Origin of the sequence: Pseudomonas sp. PKS (genome assembly GCF_051913525.1) — a bacterium.
GTDB lineage: Bacteria > Pseudomonadota > Gammaproteobacteria > Pseudomonadales > Pseudomonadaceae > Aquipseudomonas > Aquipseudomonas guariconensis_D.
This window is the reverse complement of sequence record NZ_JBEGDO010000016.1, coordinates 95,328-118,619: the sequence shown is the minus strand read 5'-3', so window position 1 is coordinate 118,619 and position 23,292 is coordinate 95,328. Positions and strand designations below refer to the sequence as shown.

Annotated in this window: 21 protein-coding genes; 8 read left to right on the top strand and 13 right to left on the bottom strand. The window is 64.5% G+C overall.

Annotation, left to right across the window (positions count from 1 at the left end; genetic code table 11):
- Window positions 1-460 (bottom strand): LysM peptidoglycan-binding domain-containing protein (locus ABOA88_RS17030; RefSeq protein WP_440127982.1); only part of this gene is annotated, 460 nt, incomplete at its 3' end.
- A gap of 419 nt (window positions 461-879) precedes the next feature.
- On the opposite strand from ABOA88_RS17030, the gene ABOA88_RS17025 reads away from it, so the two are divergent.
- The gene (locus ABOA88_RS17025; RefSeq protein WP_367851820.1) at window positions 880-3,651 is read left to right on the top strand and encodes an RHS repeat-associated core domain-containing protein; all 2,772 of its coding nucleotides are present in this window, start codon (window positions 880-882) and stop codon (window positions 3,649-3,651) included.
- 22 nt (window positions 3,652-3,673) lie between these two features.
- Here ABOA88_RS17025 and ABOA88_RS17020 read toward each other — a convergent pair whose 3' ends face one another.
- From ABOA88_RS17020 to ABOA88_RS16995, 6 genes are all read right to left on the bottom strand, one after another.
- A complete protein-coding gene (locus ABOA88_RS17020) occupies window positions 3,674-4,267 on the bottom strand; it encodes an eCIS core domain-containing protein (protein ID WP_196171210.1) in 594 nt (197 codons plus the stop codon).
- A complete protein-coding gene (locus ABOA88_RS17015; protein ID WP_328329834.1) occupies window positions 4,264-4,566 on the bottom strand; it encodes a DUF7693 family protein in 303 nt (100 codons plus the stop codon). Before ABOA88_RS17015 ends, ABOA88_RS17020 begins: the two co-directional genes overlap by 4 nt.
- Before the next feature lie 6 nt (window positions 4,567-4,572).
- Window positions 4,573-5,118 carry a cupin domain-containing protein gene (locus ABOA88_RS17010; protein ID WP_043214747.1) on the bottom strand — a complete coding sequence of 182 codons (546 nt, stop codon included), beginning with the start codon at window positions 5,116-5,118 and terminating at the stop codon, window positions 4,573-4,575.
- An 82-nt stretch (window positions 5,119-5,200) separates the two neighbouring features.
- Complete coding sequence (locus tag ABOA88_RS17005; protein WP_196171211.1) at window positions 5,201-6,406, bottom strand: MFS transporter; 1,206 nt, start codon at window positions 6,404-6,406, stop codon at window positions 5,201-5,203.
- A gap of 48 nt (window positions 6,407-6,454) precedes the next feature.
- Window positions 6,455-6,988, bottom strand: a complete 534-nt coding sequence (locus ABOA88_RS17000) for a cytochrome b (protein WP_196171212.1) — start codon at window positions 6,986-6,988, stop codon at window positions 6,455-6,457.
- The gene (locus ABOA88_RS16995) at window positions 6,985-8,037 is read right to left on the bottom strand and encodes a catalase family peroxidase (RefSeq protein ID WP_367851867.1); all 1,053 of its coding nucleotides are present in this window, start codon (window positions 8,035-8,037) and stop codon (window positions 6,985-6,987) included. The genes ABOA88_RS17000 and ABOA88_RS16995 overlap by 4 nt, the downstream gene beginning before the upstream one ends.
- A 124-nt stretch (window positions 8,038-8,161) precedes the next feature.
- Here ABOA88_RS16995 and ABOA88_RS16990 point away from each other — a divergent pair, with 124 nt between their 5' ends.
- From ABOA88_RS16990 to ABOA88_RS16975, 4 genes are all read left to right on the top strand, one after another.
- Window positions 8,162-8,677 carry a sigma-70 family RNA polymerase sigma factor gene (locus tag ABOA88_RS16990; protein WP_367851821.1) on the top strand — a complete coding sequence of 172 codons (516 nt, stop codon included), beginning with the start codon at window positions 8,162-8,164 and terminating at the stop codon, window positions 8,675-8,677.
- Complete coding sequence (locus ABOA88_RS16985; protein WP_367851822.1) at window positions 8,674-9,426, top strand: anti-sigma factor family protein; 753 nt, start codon at window positions 8,674-8,676, stop codon at window positions 9,424-9,426. The genes ABOA88_RS16990 and ABOA88_RS16985 overlap by 4 nt, the downstream gene beginning before the upstream one ends.
- Before the next feature lie 92 nt (window positions 9,427-9,518).
- Window positions 9,519-12,596, top strand: coding sequence for a dermonecrotic toxin domain-containing protein (locus ABOA88_RS16980; protein ID WP_367851823.1), 3,078 nt, complete (start codon window positions 9,519-9,521; stop codon window positions 12,594-12,596).
- A gap of 2 nt (window positions 12,597-12,598) precedes the next feature.
- Window positions 12,599-14,020, top strand: coding sequence for an NEL-type E3 ubiquitin ligase domain-containing protein (locus ABOA88_RS16975; RefSeq protein WP_367851824.1), 1,422 nt, complete (start codon window positions 12,599-12,601; stop codon window positions 14,018-14,020).
- On the opposite strand, the gene ABOA88_RS16970 is transcribed toward ABOA88_RS16975, so the two are convergent.
- Genes ABOA88_RS16970 through ABOA88_RS16960 form a run of 3 tightly spaced genes read right to left on the bottom strand, consistent with a single transcriptional unit; the run spans window position 14,017 to window position 16,661 of the window.
- The gene (locus ABOA88_RS16970; RefSeq protein ID WP_196171215.1) at window positions 14,017-14,601 is read right to left on the bottom strand and encodes a TetR/AcrR family transcriptional regulator; all 585 of its coding nucleotides are present in this window, start codon (window positions 14,599-14,601) and stop codon (window positions 14,017-14,019) included. The two genes, ABOA88_RS16975 and ABOA88_RS16970, sit on opposite strands and share 4 nt — an antisense overlap.
- Before the next feature lie 15 nt (window positions 14,602-14,616).
- Window positions 14,617-15,465: a 3-hydroxybutyryl-CoA dehydrogenase gene (locus ABOA88_RS16965; RefSeq protein ID WP_367851825.1), complete on the bottom strand. Its 849-nt coding sequence runs from the start codon at window positions 15,463-15,465 to the stop codon at window positions 14,617-14,619.
- Window positions 15,466-15,476: 11 nt separating this feature from the next.
- Window positions 15,477-16,661, bottom strand: coding sequence for an acetyl-CoA C-acyltransferase family protein (locus ABOA88_RS16960; protein ID WP_196171216.1), 1,185 nt, complete (start codon window positions 16,659-16,661; stop codon window positions 15,477-15,479).
- 169 nt (window positions 16,662-16,830) lie between these two features.
- Here ABOA88_RS16960 and ABOA88_RS16955 point away from each other — a divergent pair, with 169 nt between their 5' ends.
- Window positions 16,831-17,847 carry an AraC family transcriptional regulator gene (locus tag ABOA88_RS16955; protein ID WP_317847383.1) on the top strand — a complete coding sequence of 339 codons (1,017 nt, stop codon included), beginning with the start codon at window positions 16,831-16,833 and terminating at the stop codon, window positions 17,845-17,847.
- 6 nt (window positions 17,848-17,853) lie between these two features.
- Here the strand turns inward: ABOA88_RS16955 and ABOA88_RS16950 are convergent, their stop codons facing one another.
- Both ABOA88_RS16950 and ABOA88_RS16945 read right to left on the bottom strand, forming a co-directional pair.
- A complete protein-coding gene (locus ABOA88_RS16950; protein ID WP_367851826.1) occupies window positions 17,854-19,383 on the bottom strand; it encodes a catalase in 1,530 nt (509 codons plus the stop codon).
- Window positions 19,384-19,491: 108 nt separating this feature from the next.
- The gene (locus tag ABOA88_RS16945; protein WP_196171219.1) at window positions 19,492-19,929 is read right to left on the bottom strand and encodes a carboxymuconolactone decarboxylase family protein; all 438 of its coding nucleotides are present in this window, start codon (window positions 19,927-19,929) and stop codon (window positions 19,492-19,494) included.
- 229 nt (window positions 19,930-20,158) lie between these two features.
- Here ABOA88_RS16945 and ABOA88_RS16940 point away from each other — a divergent pair, with 229 nt between their 5' ends.
- A complete protein-coding gene (locus tag ABOA88_RS16940) occupies window positions 20,159-20,617 on the top strand; it encodes a nucleoside deaminase (protein ID WP_367851827.1) in 459 nt (152 codons plus the stop codon).
- Window positions 20,614-21,810 carry a cyanate transporter gene (locus ABOA88_RS16935; protein WP_196171221.1) on the top strand — a complete coding sequence of 399 codons (1,197 nt, stop codon included), beginning with the start codon at window positions 20,614-20,616 and terminating at the stop codon, window positions 21,808-21,810. Before ABOA88_RS16940 ends, ABOA88_RS16935 begins: the two co-directional genes overlap by 4 nt.
- On the opposite strand, the gene pdxR is transcribed toward ABOA88_RS16935, so the two are convergent.
- Complete coding sequence (gene pdxR, locus ABOA88_RS16930) at window positions 21,803-23,236, bottom strand: MocR-like pyridoxine biosynthesis transcription factor PdxR (RefSeq protein WP_367851828.1); 1,434 nt, start codon at window positions 23,234-23,236, stop codon at window positions 21,803-21,805. The two genes, ABOA88_RS16935 and pdxR, sit on opposite strands and share 8 nt — an antisense overlap.
- Between the last annotated feature and the right edge of the window lie 56 nt (window positions 23,237-23,292).

The following is a 23,292-nucleotide window of genomic DNA, read 5'->3' as shown; positions in this document are numbered from 1 at the left end:
CTATGGAGGCAGCGGCGTCGCTGTCGGGGTTGTTGCTGAGGAAGCTGCCGGTGCTACTGGCCATGGCGGCGAGCTTGCGGGCCTGTTCGTCTTGGGCGTCGGTGGAGGCCTGCGGGTCGGATGAGTTCAGCTCCGGTAGCGGGTGCGCGGCGGCCGAAGGCACTGACAAGCGATCGCCCGGCTTGAGGGCGTCGAGGTCGCGGCCGGGGTTGAGGGTGCGCAGGGTGGCGATGGTGGTGGCGTATTGGGTGGCGATCGAGGCCAGGGTGTCGCCCATGGTGAAGGTGTGAAGCGGAGAGGGCGCGGGTGAGTGCTTGGCCGGTTCAGTGGTGGGGGCGGCCTGGGCCGAAGGGGTGGCCAAGGCCAGGGTCAGCGGAAGAGCGGCCTGGATACTGATGTTGAGCCAGGCCATCCAGCGGATGCCTGAGGAGGCACCAGAGTGAACATGTTGGTTTTTCATGAGAGTCACGTGGGCAAGAGTTACGTAACTTCGCTACGAAAAAGCCTTGGACGCTATGGCTCACTCCAAGCGTGCATAAATACATATTTACACCGCAAACGGGGGCGGAAACTTGAAGTTGGCAATAGGCATTAAGTATGCGGCTTCTTCAGCAAAGCAGCGGCGTTTACTTAAGTGTTATCTGGAGGCACTTGGGTAATTGATGGGTGAGCACATTAAATAGTCCGTTAGTATTTTCAGGGGGACTAAAAGTACGAAGATTGCTGTGCCTGATCTGTAAGAAAAAACGGATTATTAGTTTGTAAAGGCTGATGGCGTCATTAATAGGCCAGGGCAGATGGCTCCACAACTGCTGGATGTACGAGTACCGTTGCGCTGCCCCATGGCGGATGGTCGAGGCATTCGACAAAGGAGCAGCCATGAGCACGTCATCGTTCAGCCAGACCCCGATGGTCACGGTACGGGATAACCGCGACCGGCCCGTAAGAGAGATCGCCTTCCACCGCCATCCCGATGCCCCCGCGGTGACGGACATGCGCATCACCTACCATCGCCACGATGCCCGGGGCTTCCTGGCCCAGAGCACCGACCCGCGCCTGCACGAGGCGGGGTGGGTCAACTTCACCTACCTGACGAGCCTCGCCGGCGAGGTCCTGCGCACCTGCAGCGTCGATGCGGGTACGTCCTTGGCCCTGAGCGATGTCGCCGGTAGGCCATGCCTGACGCTGCACAACATCAGCGCCGACCAGCCCGACCCACCCGTGACCCGCACCTGGCAGTACGAGGCCGCCTCGCTGCCGGGCCGCCCACTGTGCGTGACGGAGCAGGTGGCCGGTGCGCCGGCGCGCGTCATCGAACGCTTTGTCTGGGCCGATCCGACGCCAGAGGCCCAGGCACACAACCTCGCCGGCCAGTGCATCCGCCACTACGACACGGCCGGGCTTGAGCACACCCGCAGCGTGGCCCTGACCGGCGTGCCGCTCTCGGTGGCCCGGCAACTGCTCAAGGACGCGGACAACCCTGACACCGTCGTCGATTGGCAGGACCAGGGCGACGCAGGGCTGGAGCCCGACGCCCACATCACCCAGACCACCCCCGATGCCACCGGGGCCGTGCTGAGCACCGAGGATGCCGCAGGCCACAGGCAACGCCTGAGCTACGACGTGGCTGGCCAACTCGCGGGCAGTTGGTTGACCCTCAAAGGGGGCACCGAGCAGGTGATCGTCAAGGCGCTGAGCTATAGCGCCGCTGGGCAGAAGCTGCGCGAGGAACACGGCAACGGGGTGGTGACGACCTACAGCTACGAACCCGACACCCAGCGCCTGTCCTCCATCAAGACCGAGCGTCAGGGCAGTGGGGCGAAGGTGCTGCAGGACCTGCGCTACGCCTACGACCCGGTGGGCAATGTAGTGAGCGTGCGCAACGACGCCGAAGCCACACGCTTCTGGCGCAACCAGAAGGTGGTGCCGGAAAACACCTACGCCTACGACAGCCTCTACCAACTGGTTAGCGCCACCGGGCGGGAGATGGCCGATGCGCGGCGGCAAGGGCAGGGCCGCGCCCACCCCGCGTTCATCGCGTTCGATGACGCCACCTACACCTCCTACACCCGCACCTACACCTACGACACGGCAGGCAACCTGAGCCAGATTCGCCACAGCGCGCCGGCCACGAACAACAGCTACACCACCGACATCACCGTGAGCGAACGTAGCAACCGGGCGGTGCTGAGCTCGCTGGCGAAGGATCCGACCGAAGTGGAGGCGCTGTTCCACGCCGATGGTCAGCAGCGGCTGCTGTGGCCGGCTCAATTCTTGGCCTGGACACCACGTGGGGAGCTCGACCAAGTCACACCGATCACGCGTGAAGGTGGCGCAGACGATCACGAACGCTACCGTTACGACAGCGCCAGCCGGCGGGTGCTGAAAAGCAGCACCCAGCAGGCTTCCGGCAGTACGCAGAAACATCAGGTCCTCTACCTGCCCGGGCTCGAGCTGCGGCGCACCGCCAGTGGCGACAAGGTCACGGAGGATCTGCAAGTCATCACCGTGGGTGAGGCGGGGCGCGCGCAGGTGCGGGTGTTGCACTGGATTGCCGGTAAACCCACCGACATCACCAACGATCAGTTGCGCTACAGCTACGACAACCTGCTGGGCAGCACTGCGCTCGAGGTCGATGGCATGGGGGAACTGATCAGCCAGGAAGAGTATTACCCCTATGGCGGCACCGCCCTCTGGACAGCCCGCAATGCGGTGGAGGCGCGCTACAAGACCGTGCGCTATTCGGGCAAGGAGCGCGACGCGACGGGGCTGTACTACTACGGGTACCGCTACTACCAGCCGTGGGTAGGCCGATGGCTTAGCGCCGACCCGGCGGGTGCCTTGGATGGCATCAATCTCTTTCGGATGGCCAGAAACAATCCAGTAGCCTGGAAAGACGACGATGGAAGAGTCGCGGTAGAGGGGAACGAGGTCAAGGATGGCACGCCATTGGAAGAGGTGTTCAAGACGGGTCACATATTATATGGACTGGAAGCTCCCCGTCGGGCCGCGCTTTCAAAACTCAGGGCGGTCGGTTTCACACGACGAAGTGCAAAGCCATTTGCTAGGTTTACCGCCTCCTTGAAGCGGTCGAAGCCTCAAGAAAAGAACAACATACTTATCCAGAATGATATAACCGATGCCGTTTGGAGTGTCACAGCGCCGCAACGTTATGTCGAAGACAAACCGATACAAAAGACCTTCAATGACCCTAAACGAATCATTCAGTTCAAAAGGTTTCTGGCAACCCACGAACAATACAATGTAAAGGATCAAGCCGCGGCGGCAGCGCTCAACGGTAATCCTAATAAACTACTGGAAGTTGGGCGTGATATCTGGCGGCGAACAAGCAAGGCGGGGCTTGAGTTTCAATTGATCAACCGGCGCATGCCTGTCCACTTTGTGGTGGATGAGATCGAAAATGATATCAGTGCGGTGGCGCGAAAGGAGGAGGGCAATGGAACCAGTGTCACCGCGAGTGAACTTCGCTGGTTGTACCGGCATCGCGAGCTGCCAGAGGTCAAGGCTAATCTAATTTTCTACAGTGGTGGCAAGAAAATCTCTCATGAAGCAGTTTTTGGGAATGCCGGATGGGCGCGGTATCAGCCGAAGAACCAATACACTGCTGAAAGGCGTGACAAAAAACTATAGTCAACTCGGGGTGGGCACAGATTCAACGCGCCTGCCCCGAGCGTTTTTCACGCAACGCCTTGGCAACTTCGGCCTCGACCTTGTAGGCCGGGCCTTCGAGGTCCTCGTAGTTGCGTGTATAACGCCGGGCAAATTCCTCCACGCCCAGCTCCTGGTACTGCTGCACATGCTTGAGCTCGTGGGCCCAGAGCGCGACGTTGTCCTCGGCGTCCTGGGCGCGGCGGAAGATGATTGTGTCGATCAGGGTCACCGCGTTCACATCCGGGTTTTGCAACAGCGCATTGGCGGCGCTCACTTGCTGCTCGTCGCCCACCCGATAACGCGCGGCATCGAGCACGGCAAAGTCATACCAGGGCTCGAGCTGGGCGCGGATGTGCAGGGGAATCGGCGCGGTGCCCTGGGTGGTGGCTTCGTCGCGGGCCTGGCGCAAGGCAAAGGCCAGGCTGCCGGAGGCCATGAGTTCGACATCTTTGAGTACCTGGCCGGCCTGGCCCGGGTCGATCGGCGCGCAGAAACAGCCCATCAGGCACACCTGGTATTGCCCTGGCGGGCAAGTGTTTTCGGCGAATGCCGGCAAGGCGAGCGCCAGGCTGAGCATCAGGCTGGCGCGTTTCATTCAGAGGTTCCCGTGGCCAGGAGCTGCTCGATGCGGCCACGCTCCCAGATACTCAGCAGATCGGTGGGGTTGGTGCCATAGCGGTGCCAGTCCTGCAGGCCGGCTTCCTGGCCGTCGGGCGTGCGGCAATGGCTGCACTGGGCCAGGCCATCGGCGTCCAGCAGCAAGCGCAGTTGCCAGCCATCGATACGTACGTCGACCTGCCCCTCGGGGGTGCGGGCCAACACCTGCAGCCCATGGATACCCAGGGCGGCGTCACGCAGGCGCTGGCAGGCTTCTCGGCTGTTGGGCGGCAGCACGGCGGATCAGAAGTTGGCCGGGGTGTTGGCGCTGATGATCTCGGCCTCGTCCGGGCCGATGTTCTTGAAACTGTGCGGCAGGGTGGTGGGGATGTAGTAGCCATCGCCTGCGTTAAGGACACTCACCTGGCCATCGACCCACAGCTCGATGGTGCCACGGGTGACCAAGCCACATTCTTCGCCTTCGGAGTGCACGATCGGTTCGCCCGAGTCGGCGCCCGGTGCGTACAGCTCGCGCAGCATGCGCATTTGCCGGCCGGGGACGCTGGCGCCGACCAACAGCATCCGCAGGCCATTGCGGCCCAGGTCAGGTTGCTCGCCGCCGCGGAACACATAGCGCTCTTCGCGCACCGGCTCGTCGAAGCTGAAGAATTCCGCCAGGGACATGGGGATGCCTTCAAGCAGCTTTTTCAGGGAACTGACCGACGGGCTGACGCGATTCTGCTCGATCTGCGAGATCGTCGAGTTGGTCAGGCCGCTACGGCGGGCCAGCTCCCGCTGGGAGAGGTTGTTGCGTTCACGCACCAGTTTGAGTCGTGTCCCCGTGTCCATAGCCGCCTTGTTAGATAGAGAGGTGTCAAAAATAATGGGCGACGCATTAAAGCACACTCTGGACAGCAACGCGCTGTGCTTGTCAGTGACGTTTATCGGCGGGTGTCGGCCATAGCCCGACCAGTAGCAACAGCAAGGTTACCGCCGCGAATGGCAGGGATGGATCGACCGCATAGACCAGGGTGCCGGCCAGCGGCCCAAGCACCGCGCCCATGCCCTGGGCTGCGCCGATGGACCCCGCGGTGGCGCCTTGTTCGGTGGCATGCATGGCATTGGCCGCCAGTGCCGAAAACGCCGGGAAGACAAACCCCATGCCAGCAGCTGCCACGAAGAACGCCCCCCACAGCCAAGGCGCGGTGCTCGCCAGGGCGGCGCTGGCAAAACCCAAGGCCGAGACCGTGGCGCCCACGCGGATCATCTTCAGCGGCGGCCACTCGAGCCTGCGCAGCAATACCTGGGCCAGTATCAGCGCGACACCTACGCAGGTGAGGGCGATGCCTGCGGCCTGCGCCGCTTCGACCGAGGCCAGGTGCAGGCGGTCGAGGGCAAAGAAGCCCACGGTGATCTGCGAGACCGTCACGCTGAACATGGCGCTGAAGGCTACCAGCAACGGTCGACGCAGGCGTGGATCGCGCAGCCGCACCGGGCTAGGTGCATGGCCATGTGCCAAGGGCTGTGGTTTGAGTTTGAACAGCAGCACGAAGAAGGCGCTCGCCGGCAACAGCGACATGACATAGAACGGCATGCTCAGGCTGTGGCGAGCCAGCAAGGCGGCCAAGGCCGGCCCCAGGACCAGGCCGACGGCGTTGGCCGCGCCCAGCGAAGCCATGGCCCGGGCCCGGCGTTGGGGTTCGACATGGTCGGCGATCAGGGCATTGGCCCCTACCGGTAGTGCTGCATAGAACGCGCCGATCAGGCCGCGGGTGAGCATCAGGCCGATGAAGGCCAGGGTCGCCCCAGGCATCCAGCGCAGCGCACCGTCGATGAACAGGCACAGCGACCAATATGAAAGCGTGAACCCCGCGCTGCCCAGCAACAGGATGCGTCTGCGGCCATAGCGGTCGGCGGCGCGCCCCCAGGGCCGGGCCAGCATTACCCAGACCACCCCTGCCACGGTCACCGCTGCACCGGCCTGCCAGGTAGCCATGCCCAGCTGGCGGGCGATCGGGCCGATCAATGCCACGAACGCCATCATCGACAGGGTGCACGCGCCGCTGATCAGCAGCAGTGGGCGCAGATCCAGGGTTGCAGGGGGAATCAGGGCAGCAGGGTCCTTTGCAGCGGTCATGGTCAGTCCAGTCGGTTGGAGGTCAGGGACCACGCTGCCCAGCAACGCTCATTCGCTGCGGCGCACAGGGCCAGGCCACATGCTACGCAATACGCCGTCCCGGCGCACCCAAGCGTGCATCAATGCGGCCCCCAGGTGCACCAGGATGGTGGCGAACAACAGGTAGCCGGCCCAGCCGTGGGCCCGACGCAACACCGCGTACAGCTGCAGATCATGGGGGGCGATGGCCGGCAGTTGCAGTGGGCGCGGGTAGTCGCCGGCCGAGAGCATGGCCCAGCCCAGCAGCGGCATGGCCAGCATCAGGCCATACAGCAGCAGGTGGGAAGCGCCGGCGGCCAGGCGCTGAACGGGCGGAATGTCCCTGGGCAACGGCGGGTGGGGCAGGGTCAGGCGCAGGGCGATGCGCAGCACCACCAGCACCAGCAAGGCCAGGCCCGTGGCCTTGTGCAGCTCGACCAGCAACGGATGGCGTGGCGACAAGTCGCCCACCATGCTCACACCGATGAACAGCATCGCCAGGATCAGCACGGCCATCAGCCAATGCACCAGTCGGGCGAGGGGATGGAAGACGGTGACGGTCATGGGCGTGCTCCGGTAGCGAGAGACTCGCGGCTACGGCGGTTGAAAGACTCCGAGTACGCGGCCGAACGGGCGGCCAGGATCGGGTCGGCGGAGGGTTCGATGCCCTTGGGCAGGATCAGCGGGTCGAAGTTGATGTCACGGCACGCGCCTTGTTCGGGCGCATCGACCTGTTCGACGACCAGGGTGCCGGCCTCGATGCTGCGCCGCTCGGCAGGCCAGGGGCGAGAGGCGTCGTCCACCGGATCGCCGGGTTCGGCAAGTACCAGGCGCAGCGTCCAGCGCAGCGGGCCTTGTGCCAGGCGTCGCTGCAGGTCGTGCTGCAGGAACTGCTTGTCATCGATCTGCGCCGGCAGCGCTGCGAACGGTGTTTGCGGTTCCAGCTGCCAGCGCACCGGATGGCTGATGCCGCCGCGATCCTTGAGCAGGAAGGCATTGATGCTGTGGTATTGGGTGCTGGCGAAGCTGTCGCTGGGTTTGTAGGTGGCGGCCCATTGGCGGAAAGCTGCGCTTTCGGGGTGGGCCGCGAAGAAGGCCTGCATCTTTGCAGGGTCGGGCTTGCCGGTGGCAGGATCTGGCGCCATGGCCAGGACCTGCTCGTAGAACGCTTGCGGCGTGCCGATCGCCAGCACAGGCGGATTGTTCATGCCGGTCCGCCAGATCTGCCCGTCATCGGTGCTGAACTGCAGGGCCAGGCTGCGTACCGGGATGCTGGTGTCCGGGGCGAACGGGTTGGCGCCGCCGATGGCAAAGCGGCCAATGACTGGCACGCGGGGCTGGCTGAACACCTGTGCACTGGACAACGGCTCGGCGAGCCCGCTGCTCTGGAAGTAGCCGCTGACGCACAGGCCTTTGGCGTGGTTCTTGCGGTAGCCGGGGAAATGGCCGGCTTGGGCTTCGAAGGTGTCGATGATGCGTTGGGGTGTCAGCGCCGGGGCACCGATCCAGCCGGCGGCATAGGCGAAGCCGGCGCCCAGGGCCAGCAGGGCCGCGGCGATGGCCGTCAGGCGCAAGGCCTTGGCCGGGCAGTGCAGAGGAGTGGTCATGGTCAGGTTCCACGCAGTGAATGAGCCGGTACGACGGGCCGGCCAGGGATTTATTCCCGCCGAGGGAATAAATGTCGTGCCGGCGCGTCTGCCCCCTTAGACTGACCATCAAAGGGCCCGGGACCTGACCATGCATGACCTGGATGAACACCAATGGCGCGAACTGCTGCAACGGCTGCGCCGCTTCGCGTTGTGGCTGTGCCGTGAGTCGGGCAGCGCCGACGATCTGGTCCAGGCCACTGTCGAGCGCGCCTTGCGCCGCAGCGGGCAGCAGCGTGACGCCGACAGCCTGCGCGCCTGGCTGTTCACCATCCTTTATCGCCTGTTTCTCGACGGCAAGCGCCGCGAGCGCCTGCATGCCCGCTGGCTGGCCTGGTTCGGGCGTGGCCAGGAGGAAGCGGTGGGCGGCGAAACCGAGCGCATCGTCATGGCCCATGCCGACCTTGCGGCTTTCGCCCGGCTGTCCACCGAACAGCGTGCGCTGCTGTTGCTGGTGAGCGTCGAAGGGTTGAGCTACAAAGAGGCCGCCCAAGCCCTGGGCATCCCCATCGGAACGGTCATGTCGCGCCTGTCGCGTGCCCGTGCCGCCCTGCGCGACCTGACCGAGGGCGACCCGACGCCCCCGACCTTGCGGAGACTGAAATGACCCCGTTGATTCCCACTGAGCATGAGCTGCATGCCTACGTCGATGACCGGCTCGACCCGGTACGCAGAGCCCAGGTGCATGCCTGGCTGGCAGCCAATCCGCAGGAGTCGGCGCGGGTGGAGGCCTGGCGCAATGACGCCCGGCGCCTGCGCGCGGCCCTGGCCGGCTTCGGGCAGAACACATCCGCTACCGACTTGGACCTTGGCCAGTTGAGGCGGCGCTTGCGTCAGCGTCGCCAGCGGCAGTGGGCATCGGCTGCGCTGCTGCTTCTGGCGCTGGGCGTGGGTGGGTTCGGTGGCTGGCAGGCCCGCGAGGCGACGCTGGTGGCCGATACCCTGCCGATGGCCGACGCCGTGCAGGCGCATCGTCTGTTCGCAGGGGGGACCCCGCTGGATGTCCAGGCCGGCGACCCGCAGCACCTGCAGGCCTGGCTCGAGCGCCACTTCGACCGCGTCGGGCAGTTGCCGGATCTTGGTGCCTATGGGTTCCAACCGGTGGGGGCCCGGCTGCTGAGCAACGAGCAGGGCCCGGCGGCGCTGCTGGTGTTTCAGGACAACAAGGGGGAGCGCATCAGCCTGTTCCTGCGCTCCCCCAGCGAACGCTTTACACGCATGCCCAGCGGGCAGCGGACGGAGGGGCAGCTCGAAGCGCGCTACTGGTCCCATGGTGCTTACAACTTTGCCCTGGTCGGCGCGGCCGACGATGGACGTGCCGATCAATTGCGACAGGCGTTGGGCGTGAGCCTGTAATCGCTGCCTGGGCAGACGTAACTATGTAACGCGTGCACCTGGGCGGTCCACTCTAGCCTCACCGCTTCATTTTTCGGTGAGGTATTCGCGGTATGGGTAACGTCAAGGACAAGGCGCAATCGACGGCCATGGACATTATGGCCATTGCGCAGCAGTTCCAGGATCAATTGATCGCCAGGCGCCTGCCCGACTGGATGGGCAAGGTCCGGGCCTCTGATTTCGAGCTCCTGAGGGAGGCGCTGGTCAAAGGCTTGCAGAGCCGTCAGCAACTGGCCAGGTGCTGGAGCAAGATCGAAAGCCTCGACAGGTTCTGCATCAGGCGGTTGAACACCGCCCTGAAGGCGCGCTTCGACACCACGCTGGACGCCGAAAAGCACTTCCTGCGTCAGTGGTATGTCTACACCAGTCCTGAGCACAGTTATTTCACCAGCCACTTCCCGACGCCGCAGAGCGACTACTTCGACGTATCACTGCTCAGCGCAGCAATGTCCAACTTCAGCAAGGCCCAGGCTGCCGAAGGCGGGCAGCACGCGCGTAACACGCTGGTCGACGAACCAGGCGCCGCGGTCGCGACACCCTCGGTGTCGGTGTTTGCAGGGTTTTGCCGGGAGCTGGACCTGGGAGGGCAATATCAGCGCCATCTTGAGGCGGCGCTCCAGGGCAACGGGCAAGCGCAAGACGGGCAGGACTGCAAGGCCTTGCTCCAGGCGCAATACCGCTCCAACCTGCTGGTGGACGCCCTCAAGGCCCACGCCGAGGGTGTGCTCAGGGACGCTGAGCTCGAGCTGATGGTCGACTTGTATACCCATGGCAAGCTCGGGCGACTCGAGGGCGCGTCGGTCGTTGCCAAGCAGCTCAAGGCGTTCGACTGCCACCTGCAGCAGATCGTGGTGTTCGACGTGATCGACGAAGGCCTGCTGCTCAACAGCAGCAAGCGGGTGCTGGTGTACATCCCTGGGGATGGAAATGGTGCCTGGTGTGTCGCCAAGAACCTGGAAAGCTTTGCCAGGAAGATCCTGGGCAAGCGCCTGCGCGATGAGAACTACCGGCGATTTTTCGAGCGTTTCGTCCTCCAGCGTGACCGCCCCACATTTTTCGCCAGTGTCGAACAGCGCGTGGGCGATGTGGCCGACTGGGCCACGCGGGAGCTGGACCAGCACATGAAGGTCTACCCGACGCCCTTGTTCGAGCACCTGGCGAAGATGCGTATCCAGCAGATCAAGGACGATGCGGCAGTGTTCGCCACACCTGTGGCGCGGATCGATGGCGATACTGCATTGGCCAAGAGTGAGCGTCGGCATGCGCAAGGGATGGCGCTGTTGGGGCTCGCAGGGCTGTTCATCCCAGCGGTCGGCGCAGTGTTGCTGGCGGTGATGGCCTGGCAACTGCTCAGCGAGGTGTTCCAGTCGGTCAAGGACTGGCGGGAGGGGGACACCAATGCGGCCCTGGACCATCTGGTGAACGTGGGCAAGGACGTGGCATTGCTGGCCGCCACGACGGCTGGGGTCGTGGCGGCCAGGACGCTGTGGACGCGCAGCATCGTGGTGGATGGCCTGGTGCCGGCGGTGTTGGACGATGGCAGCGAAAGACTCTGGAACCAGGACCTGGCGCCTTACGTCAGCGAGGCGCCACCGGAGCAGGCCACGGTCGATGAGCATGGGGTCCACCGCCTGGGCGAGCATTCCTGGATCGAGATGGAAGGCCATTACTACCCGGCCTACCAAGCCGAGCACAGCGAGGATTGGTACCTGAAGCCTTACGACAACCATGCGCCATTGCTCGAACACAATGGTGCCGGCGCCTGGCGGCTGTGGAGTGAGCGGCCCGCGGAATGGCGCGGCACCGAACGCATGTTTCGCAGGCTCGGCGCCGCGTACGGCAGCCTGAGCGATCAGCAGATCAACCAAGCCCTGCTGGCCCACGGTCTGGAAGAGGACCATCTGCGGGCTGTGCATGTCTTTGCCAGTGCCCCTGAGGCAGAACTGACCGATACGGTGAACCGCTTCGTGCTGGCCAACCGAATCGTTGAACTCAGGGACCGGCTGCAGTCGGGCCTGAAAGTGACGGACAAGGCGCTGCTCGACGAAGCGAAGGATCTGTCAGGCGCGAAAGGGTTGGAAGGCGAGGCCTTGGCCGAGGTGGTCTGGGACCAGCGAAGGCTGTTGCTGCAGAGTCTCTACGACAAGGGCAATGTGACCGATGACGCCTCGGTACAAGCGTTGCGTCGGGACTTCCCCAGCTTGCATCGGCTGGCCGCCGAGCAACTGTTGAACGACGCGAGCGATGGCGACCGTCATGCGCTGGCCGAGACCGGGCGTGTGCCATTGTCGCTGGCCCAGGCTGCGCGGCAACGGGCGCTGCGCATCCGGGTGGCGCGGGTGTTCGAGGGGCTGTTCATCGACACACCGCAGACGCTCGACCAGGCCCGTGGCGTCATCAAGCTGATCGATACTTTGCCGGGTGCGCCCCAAGGGCGGCATTGGGTACTGTTCGAGGGGGACGGGCTGCTGGCGCCTCGGCCAGCAAGCGAGGCCATCGAGACGATCCATCTCAGCCTCCAGGACGGCGTGTTCGTATTGCGCGACGCGCGCGGCGATGCCCTTGACCAGCCCGGCGAGCTGTTCGACGTGCTGGCGGACCTGTTCACCGAGGCGCAGCGCAAGGCGATGGGTATTGGTGAGCCGTTCGCCCAGAAACTTCGCCAGGCGCTGGCCAGGCACGTCGCCTCACGCCGCAACGAACTGGCCGAGCTGATGGGGCGTGAGCAGCCCACGCCTTCGTTCCTGGTGCCGTTTCGCCTGGACGATGGCCGGGTCGGCTACCCGCTGAGCGGCGGTCGTCGGCTCTTTGGTTTTGGCAGCCCCAGTTCCCTGGTGGCCAAGCTTCGGTACCTGTACCCCAGCTTCAGCGATGAGGACATTCAACGATGGCTGCGCACCATGAGCGAAGGCGGCAGCAATCTACAGAACGTGCTCAACGACCTGGAGGATCAGCACGAACTGCTCAGCAGCACACTCACGACCTGGCAGCGAGAGGGTTTCTTGCAGGGTGAGCGGGGTTCGCGCTACCTGCTGCGTAAGGAACTGATCCGATGCTGGCGTCAATTGATACCCGAACAGCCCAAGCCGTTAGAGGATCAGTCGCGCTACAAGTTTTCCCGCGGGGGCTGAGTGTGTCCAAGCTACCAGACCTGCCCGAGCCGATCAGTTTTCCACACGTCACTGCAATCGACTTTCGCTCGATGGCGCTCAAACACCTTCCCGACGGGTTCCTGAAAGCTTTTCCGAATCTGATGTCGGTGGAAATCAGCCATTGCAAACTAACCCGGTTTCCAGCCATGACGGGGCTGCGGGAGCGTCTGCGAATTCTTGATCTGTCCGATAACAAGATTCACCTGGATGCCGAGCAAGTGGATCTGATCAACGGGTGCACGGCATTGCAATACCTGAACTTGTCGCGCAACCCACTGCAGCTCCCATTTTCCGTCACGGGGATGCCGAGGTTGAGGACGCTGATACTGCGTGACGACAAGCTGGTCTTGATGCCCGAAGGTGTGGAGTCGCATCAGAAATTGTACGAACTGGACATGATAGGCAATAACCTCAAGGCGCTGCCTGCAGGTTTTAGCGATTCGCCGCTGTGGGACAAAGGCAGGGTGCGGTTTGAAAGCAAGGACCTGAACCTGTCGGTGACCCAGGTTCGCAGCTGGTATCGGCCCGATGATGGCGAGGTTCCGGCGCGCTTGCTGTGGCTGGACCGCATCGATGCCAAGGATCGGGACAAAATGGCGCAGAGCTGGCATTTTCTGGTGAGCGATCCGGAGTCCAGGGAATTCGTTCTGGTGCTGGAACGGCTGGTGCAGTCCGAGGATTTTGCCCACGACGACACCGCGCGTGATCTGGCTTACCGCATTTTCGACATGCTCCATGACATGGAGGAAGACGAATCGCTGTGTGCACACGTTTTGGCAATGGCCCAAGAACCCAACTGTGGTGACAATGCCCTGTTGCGTTTCGTCGACCTGGAGATCTGGAAGCTGGCGTGGGATGCCGAGCACGGCGAGTACGAGATCGATCCAGAAGCTGGGCTGCTGCACTTGGGCGGGCAGCTTTGGCGGCAAAACGCCTTGCAGGATTTCGCCAAGCAATTTGCCAAAAGCATGCCCGGCGCTGTGGATGAGGTCGAGGTGGTGCTCGCCTTTCGGGTTCGCTTGTACGACGACCTGAAACTCCCCGGGCACCGCAGCCGCATACGGTTCACACGGGCGGTAGGAAACATCGAAGCAGGGGTCGAGAATGCTCGCAGAACCATTCTGGCGGGCCAGGATGAAGAGACGATCTCACTGTGGCTGCTGCGCCTTCCTTTCTGGTCCAAGTACCTGGAGCACGCCTATGGGTCCAGACTCAAGTTGCCGCGAGAGTTCCGCAAACAGGAGCAGGAATTGACCCGTCTTGGCGGGGATACGCAGCAGCTTGAGGCACTTCATGAGCAGGCCAAGCAATGGTGGTTCACTCAGCAACAGGCGGTGACCAAGGAGGCAATGCGGCGGGTGACACCTGCCTGGCACGCCCCGCTGCCTGTCGAACTGGACTAACCTAACGTACGCTCCAGCGCGCCGAGCAACAGGCTCTGCATCAGGGCCAGCCCTTGATCGCTGTCCAGCCCACGCCCGCGCAGCAGACCGGGCAACTGGTTGAGCAAGGTGGCCACCACATGCCCGGTGGCCGCCAAGGCTTGGCCTTGCAGCCGGGCCTGTGGCGCGATCAGGTGCAGCAGGCCCTTCTCGTAGCGTGCCCGCGCACTGGCCAGACGGGCTTGCTGGTCTTCGCTCAAACAGCAGAAATCCCGCTCGGCCAGACGAAACTGCAGGGGGCGCTCCTCGTGCAATTGCCAATGTGCGGCAATCAAACAAGGCAGCACCGCCTGGCCGCGAGCGAGGGCGCGCCGGCCTTGGTCGAGGGTCGCCTGCAGCTCTTCGTAGAGCTCCTCGATCAAGTCGTACAGCAGATCCTGCTTGCTGGGGAAATGATGGTACAGCGAACCGGCGGTCAGGCCCACATGCGCCGCCAGCTCGCGCATGCTGACCTGTCCAAAGCCTTTTTCGGCAAAGAGCGCCATGGCCTTTTCGCGGCGCTCTTCGAAGTTCGCACAGCGTAGGGCGGCAGTGACTGGCATGGCGCTCGCTCCCGATCAGTAGGTGAAGAAACCGCGACCGCTCTTACGGCCCAGGTAGCCGGCGGCGACCATTTCCTTGAGCAGCGGGGCAGGGCGGTACTTGCTGTCGTTGAAGCCCTCGTGGAAGGCCTCCATGATCGCCAGCAAGGTGTCCAGGCCGATCAGGTCGGCCAGGGCCAAGGGGCCGATCGGCTGGTTGCAGCCCAGGCGCATGCCGGTGTCGATGTCTTCGGCACTGGCCAGGCCCTCCTGACGGACGAAGATCGCCTCGTTGATCATCGGCACCAGGATGCGGTTGACCACAAAGCCCGGGCGGTTGCCGGCGGTGATCGGCGTCTTGCCCAGTTTTTCGGTGACCACCAGGGCCTGGGCATAGGTGCTGTCGCTGGTTTGCAGGCCGCGGATGATCTCCACCAGGGCCATCATTGGCACCGGGTTGAAGAAGTGCACGCCGATGAAGCGCTCAGGGTGCTCGATGCTGGCAGCCAGCGCGGTGACCGACAGCGACGAGGTGTTGGTGGCGATCAGGCAGTCGCTGGCGACGTTGGCCGCCACCTGCTTGAGGATGCGCTGCTTGAGTTCCAGGTTCTCGGTGGCCGCTTCGATCACCAGTTGCGCGCTGCCCAGGTCGGCGTAGTCGGTGCTGGTGCGGATGCGGGTCTTGGCCGCCTCGGCCTTGTCGGCTTCCAGGGTGCCTTTGTTGACCTGGCGCTCCAGGTTCTTGCCCAGGGTGGCCACGCCACGCTCCAGCGCCGCCTGCGAGACGTCGATCAGCAGGACGTGGTAGCCGGCCACCGCGCACACCTGGGCAATACCGTTGCCCATGGTGCCGGCGCCGATCACGGCGATGTGTTGAATGCTCACGTTCAGGCTCCTCAGACGCGCTCGAAGACAACGGCGATGCCTTGGCCGCCGCCGATGCACATGGTGGCCAGGGCATAGCGGCCCTGGGTGCGTTGCAGTTCATGGATGGCCTTGGTGGCGATGATCGCCCCGGTGGCGCCGACTGGGTGGCCGAGGGAGATGCCCGAACCATTGGGGTTGACCTTCTCTGGATCGAAGTCCAGCGCGCGGGCCACGGCGCAGGCCTGGGCGGCGAAGGCTTCGTTGGACTCGATCACGTCCAGGTCGCTGATGCTCAGGCCGGCTTTTTCCAGCACCTTGCGCGTGGCCGGGATCGGGCCCAGGCCCATCAGCTCCGGCTCGACGCCGGCGTGGGCATAGGCCACCAGGCGTGCCAGAGGCTTCAGACCCAGGCGGCGAACCGCATCGCCAGTGGCCAGGACCAGGCCGGCGGCACCGTCGTTGATGCCACTGGCGTTGCCGGCGGTGACGCTACCGTCTTTCTTGAACACCGGCTTCATGCCTGCCAGTTGCTCGGCGGTCACTTCGCCACGCACGTGCTCGTCGGTGGCGAACTGCACGCTGCCTTTGCGGGTTTTCAGCTCGATCGGGACGATCTGGCTGTCGAAGCGACCTTCGGCGATGGCGCGGGCGGCGCGGCGCTGACTGGTCAGGGCCAGTTCATCCTGCATTTCGCGCGTGATGCCATGCTGGGCGGCGACGTTCTCGGCGGTGATGCCCATGTGGAAGTGCTCGAAGGGGTCTTGCAGCACGCCGACGGTGTAGTCGATGCCCTGCAGGTCACCCATGCGCGCGCCCCAACGGGCTTGCGGCAGCAGGTAGGGGCCACGGCTCATGGATTCGGCGCCAGCGGCCAGGGCCACATCGGTGTCGCCCAGCAGCAGGGTCTGGGCGGCCGAGACGATGGCCTGCAGGCCCGAGCCGCACAGACGGTTGACGTTGAAGGCTGGGGTTTCCTTGGGCACGCCCGCGTTCATCGAGGCGACGCGGCTCAGGTAGGCATCGCGCGGCTCGGTGGGGATCACGGTACCCATGACCACATGGCCGATATCGCTGGCGGCGACGCCCGAGCGCTCGATGGCGGCGCGGGTGATGGCACTGGCCAGGTCGGCCAGTGGCAGGTCCTTGAGAGACCCACCGAAACCACCGATGGCCGAACGGACTGCACTGACGACGTAGATTTCTGCGTTGCTCATGGAAGGCTCCGATTGCGAAGGCATGGCGGGACCGGCACAGGCTCTGCGAGAATGGCCGGTGTTCCCGGAATGGGTCGAGTCTAGGCAACCGCCCAGGCTTGGCCTATGCCGGATCTGTTCAGTAAACCTGGCATTTTTTGCCACCCAGCATAGACAGTGAAAACCAGCCATGCGCGATAGCGATTCGGTCGCGGTGTACTTTCTCAACGCCATGCTCCATGCCTTGCGCGAGCGCCCCGCCGAGCGCGATGCCTACCTGCGCGGCGTGGGGATCGACCCGGCACTGCTCGAGCAGCCCCAGGCCAGGGTGCCGGCCAAGGCATTCGCCCAACTCTGGCTGCAGATGATCCATGTGCTGGACGATGAGTTCTTCCACCTCGACAGCCATGGCATGCCCTTGGGCAGCTTCGCCCTGATCTGCCGGGGGCTGATCCAGGAGCCCACCCTGGAAAAGGCCTTGCGCCAATACCTGGGCAATTTCGCGCTGTTCCTGCGCGATGTGCGCGGTACGTTTTCGGTGCGCGGCGGGCGGGTGGTGATCAGCGTGCAATCGAGCATCACCGATCCGTTGACGCGGGTCTATGCCGAGGAGACCTACCTGGTGCTGGTGGTCGGATTGCTGTGCTGGCTGGCCGGGCGGCGCATCGCTATCGACCGCACCGAACTGGCCGTGGCGCGCCCGGCCCAAGAGGACGACACCTTGTTGTGGGGCCCGGACCTGCGGCTGGGCAGTGGGCGTACGGAAGTGGAGTTCGACAGCGCCTACCTGCGCTTGCCGGTGGTGCAGGACCTGGCGGCGCTCAAGACCTTCCTGCGCAGTGCGCCCCAGGGGCTGGTGATTCGCTTTCGCAATCAGAACGGCCTGGCAGCGGTGGTCTATCGACATCTGCGTGTCCGGCGCTACGGCCAATGGCCGACCCTCCAGGCCATGGCCGAGCAGCAGGGCATCAGCGCCAGCACCTTTCGCCGGCAGCTGGAGCGCGAAGGGCGCTCCTACCAGCAGATCAAGGATGAAGTGCGCCGTGCCATGGCGTTCGAACGTTTGCGCGAAGGTGTACTGAGCATCGCCGAAATCGCCGAGCAGACCGGCTTCCAGGAGCCCAGCGCCTTCCACCGCGCTTTCAAGAAATGGACCGGTTACAGTCCCGGCAGCTATCGGGCGCGATTGGCCGATCGCACCCGCTAGGCGCTGTCAGTCGCGCAGCTCCCGTGCCAGTGCCTTGACCCGGGTGAGGTCACCCTTGGCGACCTTGGCAACGCGCTTGCCATAGTCGGGGTCGGCCTTGTAGAGGAACGACAGGATGATGTGCTTGCTGTCGTCATCGGCCCCCGCCAGGGACTGGCCGAAACTGTTCACCAGGTCGCGCTGCTCCTGCTTGCTGTAGGACCGGTACAGCTCACCGGCCTGCTTGAAATTCTGCTCCCGCGTGATGCCGCGTTGCTGGGTGCTGCCAGCCAGGGGCAGCTGGCTGTAGCGCGCCGACTCGGTGCTGGTGCGCGGCTGCAGGCGGCTGGGCGCGTAGTTGACCATGCCTCGGGTGCGGCCGTTGTCGTGGGCTCCGTCCTGGTTGCCGTTGTTCACCGCGGCCCGTGGCTGGTTGATCGGCAGGCGGCCGGCATTGGCGCCGACCCGGTACATCTGGGTGTCGGCGTAGGAGAACAGGCGTCCTTGAAGCAGGCGATCCTCGGAAGGCTCGATGCCTGGGATCAGGTTGGATGGGGCCAGGGCCACCTGCTCGGTTTCCTGGAAGAAGTTGTTTACGTTGCGGTTGAGCACCATCTGGCCGACACGGCGCTGTGGCACATCTGGCCAGATCTTGGTCGGGTCCAGCGGATTGAAGTCGAAGGCTGCCAGCTGTTCGGGCTCGAGCGTCTGGATGTACAGGTCCCATTTGGGGAACTCGCCACCGCTAATGGCGGTTACGAGGTCGTGGGTCATGTGGTTGAAGTCCTGGCCCTGGATACGCTCGACCTCCTTGGGCGTGAGGTTCTCGCGGCCTTGCAGGCTCTTCCAGTGGAACTTCACATAGGTTACGTCACCCTGGGCATTGACGAACTTGTAGGCATGTACGCTGTTGCCGTCCATGTGTCGGTAGCTCTTGGGGGTGCCCTCGTTGGAGTAGAGCAGGGTGAGGGTGCGTGTGGCCTCGGGCATGTGCGAGAACAAGTCGAAGCGCCGGGCGTCGTTGGCCAGGTTGGTGCGTGGATCGGGTTTGAAGGCGTGGACCATGTCGGGGAACTTGATCGCATCGCGGATGAAGAAGGTCGGGAAGTTGTTGCCAACCAGGTCCCAGTTGCCGGTGCTGGTGTAGAAGCGGGTGGCGAAGCCGCGAGGGTCGCGCAGGGTTTCCGGTGAGTGCAGGCCATGAACCACCGAGGAAAAACGCACGAATACGGGCGTCTTTTCACCCGGCGTGAACAGCCGGGCCTGGGTCAGCGTGGAGAGGTCTTCGAACGCGGTGAACTCACCATGGGCACCCGTGCCACGGGCATGGACGACGCGTTCAGGAATACGTTCGCGGTCGAAACGTTGCAGCTTCTGGATGAGCTGCACATCCTGGAGCAGCACCGGGCCGTTTGCGCCGGCGGTCTGCGAATGCTGGTTGTCGCCAACCGGGGCGCCGTTGTCGCGTGTCAGGGGGGCGGCATGCAGGGTGGCGCTGGCAAGCAACGTCGCACCGAGCAGACGCCCGACGATGCGGGTGGATCGGGTTGCGGGCATGGAAAGGTACCTGAGGGCTATTGATCGGGTGATCGATGCTAGGGGTACACATCCATGCTTTCAGTCGGTGCGAACGTTGTTTGTCGTGGCTGTTTTCAGGGCAGGGTGTCAGGCCGGGATCATGGCAAAGCCTACGCCGAAGCGGTTCCAGGCATTGATGGTGGCGATGGCCAGGGTCAGGTTGGCGACTTCGGCGGGCTCGAAGTGTTCCAGCAGGGCTTCGTACTCCGGCTGCGGCGCGCCGCGCTCGGGCAGGCGGGTGAGGCATTCCAGCCAGGCCAGGGCGGCCCGTTCGCGTGGGGTGAAATAGCGCGTTTCCTGCCAGGCGCAGAGGGTCTGCAGGCGGGCCTCGGTCTCGCCGGCCTTGCGCGCATCGTTGGCGTGCATGTTGACGCAATAGGCGCAGCCGTTGATCTGCGAGGCGCGCAGGCGTACCAGTTCGAGCAGGGAGTTTTCCAGGCCGCTGTTGGCGAGGGCCTGCTCCAGGCCGATCATGGCTTTGTAGGCTTGCGGGGCGTGCTTGGCCCATTCGATACGTTCGTGCATGGCGGACTCCAGTGTAAGGGTGGGATCACGTTTGCCGGCGCTGAGGCAGCGCCTGGCCTTGGTCATACGTTAGCGCTAGGGCACGAAGGGCTCGATAGCCAATCCTGTGCTTTGCCAGGAGGCCAATGAGCTATTCAGGGGGCCACTGACCTGCATCCAATCTCTTCATTTTTGCTGGCGCCGCCCAGCCGCGATAATGAGACGGTCTTGCACCAAGAGATTTCCTACGATGTCCGATGAACGTTTCATGCGCGAAGCCCTCGACCTGGCCCGCGCCAATATCCAGGCCGGTGGCCGGCCATTCGGCGCCGTGCTGGTGTATCAGGGGAAAGTCCTGGCGCGTGCCGTCAATGAAATCCACAGCACCCAGGACCCGACCACCCACGCGGAAATGCAGGCGATCCGCAAAGCGGCCCAGGCCCTGGGGCAGGCGCGTCTGGACGGCGCCGAGATCTACGCCAGTGGCCATCCGTGCCCGATGTGCCTGGCCGCCATGCACCTGTGCGGCATCGAGCGCGCCTGGTTCGCCTATGACAACGACGAGGGCGAGCCCTATGGGCTGTCCACCGCAGCGGTGTACGCCCAGATGGCCCGCCCACCCCAGCAGCAGAGCCTGCCTCTGCGGCCACTCAAACCCGCCGGCGAGGCCGACCTGTACCTTCAATGGAAGCAGGTGCACCAGGGATGAGAGGCGCACTGAACCTATTGCTGGTGCTGTTGTTGGCACTGAACCTGCGGCCGATCCTCACCAGTATCGGGCCGCTGCTCGAACCCATGCGCGCGAGCACCGGCCTGGGCTACCAGCAGGCTGCGCTGCTGACCGCCTTGCCGGTGCTGTGCATGGGCCTGATCCCGTTGCTGCAACCCTGGCTGCGCCGTTGGTTGAGCGAGCATGGCGGCATGCTCATGGGCCTTGCGGCAATCGCCCTGGCGTGCCTATGGCGTCTGCAACTGAACAGCGCCTGGGCGCTGATCGCCAGTGCCGTGCTGGCCGGGCTCGGCGTGGCTGTGGTCCAGGGCATGATGCCTGGGCTGGTCAATCGCTGGTTCCCCACGCGCCTGGCGACCACCATGGGCCTGTATTCGGCGGCGTTGATGAGCGGCGGAGGCTTGGCGGCCGTGCTTGGCCCGTCGATCAGTGCCGTGACCGGGCGCTGGCAGGTTGGCCTGGGCGTCTGGGCGCTCCCGGCGGTGCTGGCGGTATTGGCTTGGCTGGTGCTGCGACCACGGCACAACACGCCGAAACTCGCCGGTGGCGGGGGCGGGCATTGGTTCGGCAACCGCCGGGCTTGGCTGCTGGCCAGCTACTTCGGGCTGATCAATGGCGGCTACACCAGCATGGTGGCGTGGTTGCCGGCCTACCACATCGAGCACGGCGGTACCGCACAGGGTGGTGGTGAGCTGGTCGGCCTGATGACGATCTTCCAGGTCACTGGCGCCTTGGGGCTGCCGCTGTTGCTGCGCAGCCTGGCGGACCGTCGCCCGGGTTTGTGGCTGGCACTGTCGATTCAGTTGGGGGGCTTTCTTGGCCTGCTGCTGGCACCGACCTTGGCCATGGGCGTGTGGGTGGCGATGATCGGCCTGGGCCTGGGCGCGTGCTTCAGCCTGAGCCTGACCCTGACTTTGGAACATCTGCGCAAGGACCCCGCTCAAGCCGGCAGCCTGGCCGCGTTCGTGCAGGGCATCGGATTCATCATCACCGGGATCATTCCCTACCTGACGGGGTGGTTGCGCGATATCAGTGGCGATTTCCAGGCCTCCTGGACCTTGCTCACCATCACCGTGGTAGCGATGCTGCTGGTCACGGCGCGCTTCGCCCCGCACGGCTATGGCGCCGCCATCGCTCGCCCCGGTCAACCGGCCCAGGCAGCGGTCAACTGAGGCCTTGCAGGGTATCGCGCACGCGGTCCAGCGCGGTGTCGATGTCCAGCAACTCGATGGCCCCGAAGCCCAGCAACAGCCCCGGACGTACCGGGGCCTCGCTGAAGAACGGGGCCAGCGAATACAGGCCGACCTCTACCTTGCGCGCCAGGCTCACCAGCAAGTCCACATCCACCTCGGGGCTGGCCAGGGCGCTCAAGTGAAAGCCGGCGTTGGCCGGTACGGCCGTCAGCCAGGGCGCCAAGTCGTCGCCCAGGCGGGCCAGGATTCGTTCCCGGCGGGCGCTGTACACCTCATGGCAACGGCGGATGTGCTTGTTCAGGTGACCTTCACTGATGAAGCGCGCCAGCGCCCATTGCTGCAGGCTCGGGCTGTGCCAGTCGGTCAGGTGCTTGGCCACGCACGCCGCGCGTAGCACGCTCGCAGGCAGCACGGCGTAACCCAGGCGCAGTTCGGATAGCAATGTCTTGGAAAAGGTGCCCACGTAGGCCACCAGCCCATGGCGGTCCAGTCGCTGCAGGGCATCGCTGCCCGGCCCCTGGTAGCGGAACTCGCAGTCGTAGTCGTCCTCGATGATCAATGCCCCCAATTCGGCGGCCCGCGCCAGCAGGGCGGTGCGCCGGCGTTCGCTCATCGGCATGCCGAGGGGGAACTGATGGGACGGGGTCACGTAGATCAGCCGCGTGCCGTCGGCGATCTGCTCGACACACATCCCCTCGTCATCCACCGGCACCGATTGCAGGCGCGCGCCCAGCGCCAGAAACAGCTGGCGCGCGGGCGGATAGCCGGGGTCTTCCATGGCCACCTGGCAGCCGGGTTCGATCAGCACCCGGGCGATCAGGTCCAGCGCTTGCTGGGCGCCGTTGCACACCATCACGTCCGCCGCGCTGCAATGCACACCACGGGCGAAGGCGATGTGGTGGGCGATGGATTCGCGAAGTTCTGGCAGGCCTTGAGCGTCGAACTGGCGTTGGGTGTGGCGCTGGCTGCGGCGCAGGGCGTATTGAAGGCAACTGCGCCACTGGTCGAACGGGAACTGCGTCTTGCTCGATGCGCCACCGACGAAGTCGTAGCGCGATGGGGTTTCGAGGGCTGGCCGGGAGAGCACCGTGGCCCGTTGCTGCCAGCGCGCCACGGACGCGGCGGCGGCCAGAGGGACGGCCTGGACCGGGATGGCTTGCAAGGGGTGTTGCGGTGTCACGAAGGTGCCGCGACCGACCACGCCGCTGAGCAGGTTGTCGTAGGTCAGGCGTGAGTAAGCTTCGGCGACGGTCTTGCGGGACACGCCCAGTTGTTCGGCGAGCAGGCGAGTAGGGGGCAGTTGGGTGCCGGCGGCCAGGTGACCGCTGTCGATGCTGGCGCGCAGTTGCTGGTAGAGCTGGTCGGCCAGGCCTTTGCGGCCTTGCAGGCGGATGTGCAGTTCCATGGGGCTGTCCGGGGTGGTGAGTGGGCAAGCTTCGGGGTTTGTGGGGCTGGCTGCAA